Annotated in this window: 2 protein-coding genes and 2 pseudogenes; 3 read left to right on the forward strand and 1 reads right to left on the reverse strand. The window is 43.3% G+C overall.

The genetic code is table 11. The features are described from left to right. Nucleotides 1-43: 43 nt before the first annotated feature. The 3 genes and pseudogenes from HWQ37_RS10145 to HWQ37_RS34840 all read left to right on the forward strand — a co-directional run. Nucleotides 44-2467, forward strand: coding sequence for an endonuclease MutS2 (locus HWQ37_RS10145; RefSeq protein ID WP_292746479.1), 2424 nt, complete (start codon nt 44-46; stop codon nt 2465-2467). A 330-nt stretch (nt 2468-2797) separates the two neighbouring features. Continuing rightward, nucleotides 2798-3923, forward strand: a pseudogene (locus tag HWQ37_RS10150) (RNA-guided endonuclease InsQ/TnpB family protein). Nucleotides 3924-3994: 71 nt separating this feature from the next. Beyond that, nucleotides 3995-4096: pseudogene (locus HWQ37_RS34840) on the forward strand (IS5/IS1182 family transposase); the annotation flags it as partial. A 91-nt stretch (nt 4097-4187) separates the two neighbouring features. Here the strand turns inward: HWQ37_RS34840 and HWQ37_RS10155 are convergent. Then, on the reverse strand, nt 4188-6407 hold the full coding sequence (locus HWQ37_RS10155) for an EAL domain-containing protein (RefSeq protein ID WP_292746481.1): 2220 nt from the start codon (nt 6405-6407) through the stop codon (nt 4188-4190). Between the last annotated feature and the right edge of the window lie 438 nt (nt 6408-6845).

Raw genomic sequence — 6845 nt, forward strand, 5'->3', positions numbered from 1 at the left:
GAGCTAGAATTGTTACCATAATTTCAGATTAGATGTTGAAACCTTGATCCAATCTGAAACCTTAGAATTATTAGAATGGCATCGCCTTTGCCAGCACCTTGCCACCTTTGCCGCAACTAAGCTGGGGGCGACAGCTGCGCGTCATCTGAAAATACCCGATTCTCAGACCCAAAGCGAACAGTTGTTAGAGCAAACCAAAGAAATCTACCAACTGGAAACTCGCCTGACCACGGGACTGTCATTTGAAGGAATTCAAGATATTGGCGATTCCTTAGAACGGGCAGAACGCGGCGGAATTTTGACAGGGGAAGAACTCTTAGCGATCGCCACCACCCTCGCTGGTGCGAGAAATTTACGCCGTGTGATCGACAATCAAGAAGATTTGCCGATATTGACTGATTTGGTTGCCGATTTGCGGACTTATCCCGAACTAGAACAAGAAATTCACCGATGTATTGATGAACGGTTCCAGGTAACTGACCGCGCGAGTCAAAAACTGGGAGAAATTCGCACAGATTTGCGGCGATTACGCAGCCAAATTACCCAAAAGCTGCAAAATATCTTACAGGCAAAATCTGGCGCAGTTCAAGAACAGCTGATTACGCAACGGAGCGATCGCTTTGTTATCCCCGTAAAAGCACCCCAAAAAGATGCCATCCCCGGTATAGTCCACGACACATCTACCAGTGGCGCTACGCTATACATAGAGCCGAATTCAGTAGTACCTCTCGGCAACCAACTACGGCAAATTATCAGAAGAGAGCAAGCTGAAGAAGAAGCGATTCGCCGCGTTTTGACAGAACTTGTAGCCGCAGTCAAACCAGATTTAGAGAGATTATTAGCGATCGCGACCACTTTGGATTTGGCAACCGCTAGATCCCGGTATAGTTACTGGCTAGGAGCGAACCCCCCGCGATTTATCCAGCGAGAAGACAGGGAAATCATTACCTTACGGAACTTGCGACATCCGCTCTTAGTGTGGCAGCAACAGCACGAACAAGGGCAACCAGTAGTTCCTGTAGATTTACTGATTAGTCCGCAAATTCGGGTAGTGACAATTACCGGGCCAAATACTGGCGGTAAAACTGTAACCTTAAAAACTTTGGGGTTAGCAGCATTAATGGCCAAAGTAGGTTTATTTGTCCCCGCCCGCGAACCAGTAGAAATACCTTGGTTTGATAAAGTGCTGGCAGATATTGGTGATGAACAATCCTTACAGCAAAGTTTATCCACATTTTCTGGACACATCCGCCGAATTAGTCGGATTTTGGAAGCATTGGGAAATGGGGAAGATGAGGGGGATGAGGGAGAGTCCCATGCCCCATGCCCCATGCCCAATTCCCTAGTTTTACTTGATGAAGTCGGCGCAGGAACCGATCCAGTTGAAGGAAGTGCTTTAGCGATCGCTTTGTTGCAATATCTCGCCAACCATGCCCAGCTAACGATCGCCACCACTCACTTCGGCGAACTCAAAGCCCTGAAATACGAAGACGATCGCTTTGAAAATGCCTCTGTAGAATTTGACGAAAGTACTCTGTCGCCTACTTACCGTCTGTTGTGGGGCATCCCTGGACGTTCTAACGCCCTAACTATTGCCCTGCGCTTGGGATTAAAACCAGAAGTGGTACAACAGGCAAAAACTCAAGTGGGAGAGGCCACAGATGAAGTTAACCAGGTAATTGCTGGCTTAGAAGCGCAACGCCGCCGTCAGGAAACCAAAACTGCGGAAGCCCAAGTTTTGTTACAGCAAGCGGAACGTTTGTACAAAGAAGTATCTGCAAAAGCCTTAAGTTTGGAGGAAAGGGAAAGCAGTTTGCGGGCTTCGCAGGAAGTAGCAGTGCAACAAGCGATCGCTCAAGCAAAAGGTGAAATTGCCCAAGTAATTCGCCGCTTGCAGAAAGGTACACCCACAGCCCAAGAAGCCCAGCAAGCCACCAATGCTTTGAATCAGATTGGCCAGCAATATCAGCCAGTAACGCCAGCAAAGCCAAAAGTCGGGTTTATGCCCAAAATAGGCGATCGCATCCGCGTTCCCAAACTGGGACAGATAGCAGAAGTGATCGCCGCCCCCGATCAAGATGGCGAGTTAAGCGTTCGCTTTGGGCTAATGAAAATGACTGTGAAGTTGGAAGACGTAGAATCTCTAGATGGTCAAAAAGCCGAAGCGATCGTCAAACCCAAACCAGCCCCACCAGCAGTAACCCCGCCACCACAAAATGTCCCAGAAATTCGGACTTCCCAAAATACTATTGATTTGCGTGGTAAGCGGGTGGCTGATGCCGAATACATTTTAGATAAAGCCATCTCGGAAGCTACAGGCCCAATCTGGATTATTCATGGCTATGGCACTGGTAAGCTACGGCAAGGAGTTCATGCCTTTTTGCAACACCATTCCAGAGTGAACAACTACGAACCAGCAGAACAAGCAGATGGCGGCAGTGGTGTTACCGTTGTTCATATAAAATAAAGTTCACTTGCAAATGGTAATTCTCACAATATTTAAAGAAAATACCAACCAACATTTACTATTTGCAAGTTTCTTTATTAAAAAGTTGGTACGACTGGTTACTTCTTGTTAATTTCCCATCTTTACCGAGAAATTGGGTCTAAAGCCCCGTCGTTCTACGACGGCTTTTTCTTCATCTTTAGACTTCTAATCAATTCTCTAAGAACATCGGTTTTTGTTCGCCCCACTAATTCGCAATATTCTTCAAGAATCTGAAACTCAAATTCTTCGATTCTAAAATCTAATCGCTTCTTCATTGATTCTTCCGGCTATATGCTGTACAATATTAGCATGAAAACACTGAAGTTCAAGTTATATCAACACAAGCGAAATAGATTTATAAAGCGGTCAATTAATGCTGCTGGGATAATCTACAACCATTGTATTGCTCTCCACAAACGCTACTACCGGATGTGGGGAAAACACTTGAATTGTATAAAACTTCAGTCTCATATTGCCAAGTTGAGAAAGCGTACTTCTTTTTGGCAATCAGTAGGTTCTCAAGCCGTACAAGATATCTGTCAGCGCATTGAAAAAGCCTACCAGCTATTTTTTAAACACAATAAAAAGGGGGTTCGACCACCGGGATTTAAAAAGGTCAGAAAATATAAATCATTCACCTTAAAGCAGGCTGGTTATAAGTTTCTGGGTGGCAATAAGGTAAAAATTGGTAATCGGACTTATCAATTTTGGAAGTCTAGAGAAATAGAAGGAACAGTCAAAACTTTAACTATCAAGCGCACACCATTGGGCGAGTTGTTTATGGTTGTGGTTGTTGATGAAGGCAGTAAACCAAAAATTGAAGTTAAGACGGGTAAAATCGCTGGTTTTGATTTTGGGTTAAAAACATTCCTCACCTGTTCAGATGGTACAACTATTGTTTCTCCCCAATTCCTCAAGCAATCACTGACCTTAGTAACCAAGTCTTGTTGTCATCATTCCAGAAAAATAAGGGGTTCCTCCAATCGTGAACGGGCAAGGAAGAATTTAGTACGCAAATACGAAGATATTTCTAATCGTAGACGTGATTGGTTCTGGAAGTTAGCTCACGAGTTAACAGATCGGTTCGATGTACTTTGTTTTGAAACGCTCAACCTCAAGGGGATGCAACGCCTTTGGGGACGGAAGATATCAGACTTGGCGAATGGTTACGTTTGTTCAAATCTTAGAATGGATTGCCAAAAATAAAAATAAATTGGTTGTTTTCATCAACCAATGGTATCCCAGCAGTAAGACTTGTTCTCATTGTGGACACGTTCTAGAAAAACTAGATTTGTCGGTGAGAGAGTGGCGTTGTCCTTCCTGTCAATCAATTAATGGAAGAGATGAAAACGCCGCACGTAATATTCAAACAGTCGGGGCATCGACTGTTAGCTTAGGTGATGTCAGACAGTCTCAGACTGCAATTGCTGTTTGAAGCTAGAATCCTCGCACTTATAGGGCGGGGAGTATGTCAATCCAGTGAGGATGAAAATAGACCTTTTATCCCTTACTTATAGAAATCGCCGAAAAAGATTTGGTTTGAGGTTTAATCTGATTGCTACTCTTTACAATTACGAGCTTCATCTCCCCCAATCCAAATTTGCCTGAGCGACTTTTACAAGAGGTCTATTGATTGCTCAAAACCTTGAAGCAACTGGGTTTTTACTCAACACTCAGCACTCAGCACTCAATACTCAGCTTATCTAGCATCAGCATCCTTACAATCCATCTGCACCACACAATTTCTTCCTTGTGCTTTTGCCTCATATAGTCCTTGGTCAGCAGCAGCAATTAAGGTTGCAGGAGATAATTGGCTATGAGGAGTGATGGTTGCCACACCAAGACTTAAAGTAATGAATTCACTGACCGAAGAATGGGGATGAGGCATTTGTAATGCACTAATATTGGTCTGAATATCTCTTGCAACTGCAACAGCCCTTTCAATATCACTATTCGGTAAAATGACTGCAAACTCTTCTCCACCATAACGAGCAACTAAATCAGCAGGGTGTTTAACTGTTTGAGAGATTGCCTTGGCAACCTGTCTAAGTGCATCATCTCCTGCTAAGTGTCCGTGCGTATCATTGTAAAGTTTAAAGTAATCAACATCACACAAAATCAAAGATAGCGAGCCTTGCTCTCGTGCCAACCATTGCCATTGTGTGTTTAAGGTGTCATCAAAGCAGCGTCGATTTGCCACTTGGGTTAGACCATCAGAACAGGCAAGGCGCTGTAATTCCTGGTTTGCTTGTTGTAATTGGTGGTAAAGTTCTGATTGCTGAATAGCGATCGCAGCTTGACTTGCTAACTGGTTAAATAAATTAATCTCCGATTGCTGCCATTGTCTGGGATGACGGCATTGGTGAGCAATCAATAGTCCCCACAAACGTCCTTGCTGCAAAATCGGCACGACAAGGTTTGCCCGGATTTGCAGACTTCTAAGGAGTTCAACATGACACGGCGAGAATCCCGCAGTTTCAATGTCTTCGATCGCTCTGGTGTTACCTTGTTGATAGTAAGCTGCATGGGTAGATTGAAAGCACGTATCCATAACGTGAAATCCCAGAATCGACATACACCCTTCTGCTAAGGATTCTACAGCGACTAAACCACTCCAGTCTGGCTCAAACTGGTAAATCACCACTCGGTCTACCTCAAAGAGTTGTCGCACTTCCGTTGCTGTGGTTTGCAAAATCTCGTCTAACTCCAAGGATTGACGAATGCGTTGCGTCACACCTGCGACAATTCGCTCAGATTCGCTTTGGTGTTGGACGCGCTGTTCAACCTGCTGAGAATGTGTTGATGCTACAGTCAAGGCGATCGAATCGAAGTGAGGGGTTATAGTGACAGGTACTGCACTGGGTTGACTAATCAAATAGCCTTGAGCAAGATTTGCACCTCTTTCTCGCAGCCAGTTCAGTTCCTCAATGCACTCAATTCCTTCAGCAACTGTCTGGATGTTTAACTTGTGAGTAATCTCTAGAAGCTTCTCAGTAATCGAAGCTTTGTAAAGGTCTTGATGTACATCTCGAATTAATTCCATATCCAACTTGATAAAGTCTGGACGTAACTGATGCAGCAAGTTTAGGCTGGAATAGCCAGAACCAAGGTCATCAAGAGCGATTAAAAACCCAGCATTCCGATAGTATTTAAGCACTGCCTTGAGATGGGCTAAATCTTGATGATTGTCTGACTCTACGACTTCAAAAACAACGCGATCGTGAGAAATTCCGGCAGTATCAATTGCCTCTACTGTACTACGTAGGCAAAAAGCTGGGTCATAAAGTGACGTTGGCACAAAATTAATAAAAATGTGTCCACTCACTTGATAGCGGCTGAATTGAGTGATTGTGCTGAGGCGAGCAACTTGGTCGAGTTGTGGGATAAGTCCAGTTTCGGTTGCTAACTCCAGAATTGGTGTCGGTAATACTAAATTGCCTTCTTCATCCAGCCCCCGCAAGAGCGATTCATATCCAAAAATCTCCGATGTATCGTTAATTAAGACAATTGGTTGGAAGTAACTAGTAAATCGTTCCTTTGCTAGCATTTCAACTAGCCAGTCGGATTGGTTCAACTTAATGAAGCGTTCTAATGAGGCTATGTCACTAAAATCATGGATTTGAGGTTGGGAAGTGCCTTGAATGAACAGGACTTGCGTCTCTTTTAATTCTCTTGGTGCAAGTAGTTTGGCCAGGTTATGGGCAATTTCTAGGGACTGTCCGGGTCTACACTCCAAACTCAAACCTGGTCGCTCGTGCATCAGTTCATACTTAAGGGCAAACTGGTGGAGGTAGGAGGTGACTTTTATCAGGGTATGTTGAACGGGAAACCAGAGAAAGAGCCTACCTGCCTCTTTAGTCCGGCAGCGTGCAACATTGCGACAAGCACAGGTTTTGGAGATAGGACATATTTGGCTCATAGCTAAATAATTTGCTTAATCCGATTTATTCTATTATTCCCGCTCTTTTTACTGTAAAAGATAAACTACACTTCAAATACATGAAGATTTTATGAGTTAAGTAAACTGAATAATTTAGCTGAGTAAGTAACTCAGCCGCAGACACTCAATTTTATACTAAAGTCTCAAATAATTGCCAATATATTTTCTGCAATTAAGTAAAATAATCAGGAGTTATATCAACATTTTAAGTTACAAAATAAAGTCAGAGTCAGCCAGAGTAGAAAGAACTTTTAGCTGAATTAATTCAGAGTGAATATGCTTTTTTAAAAATGAATCTAGACTCAAACAACGACAAAATATCGGAAATAATATCATGTTCGGCTGATTACTTATAAAATGTCATTGCGAGCAGAGCGAAGCAATGACAACTATTTATCGAACATGATATAGTTTATA

Source organism: Nostoc sp. NMS4 (assembly GCF_017115095.1).
Taxonomy (GTDB): domain Bacteria; phylum Cyanobacteriota; class Cyanobacteriia; order Cyanobacteriales; family Nostocaceae; genus Nostoc.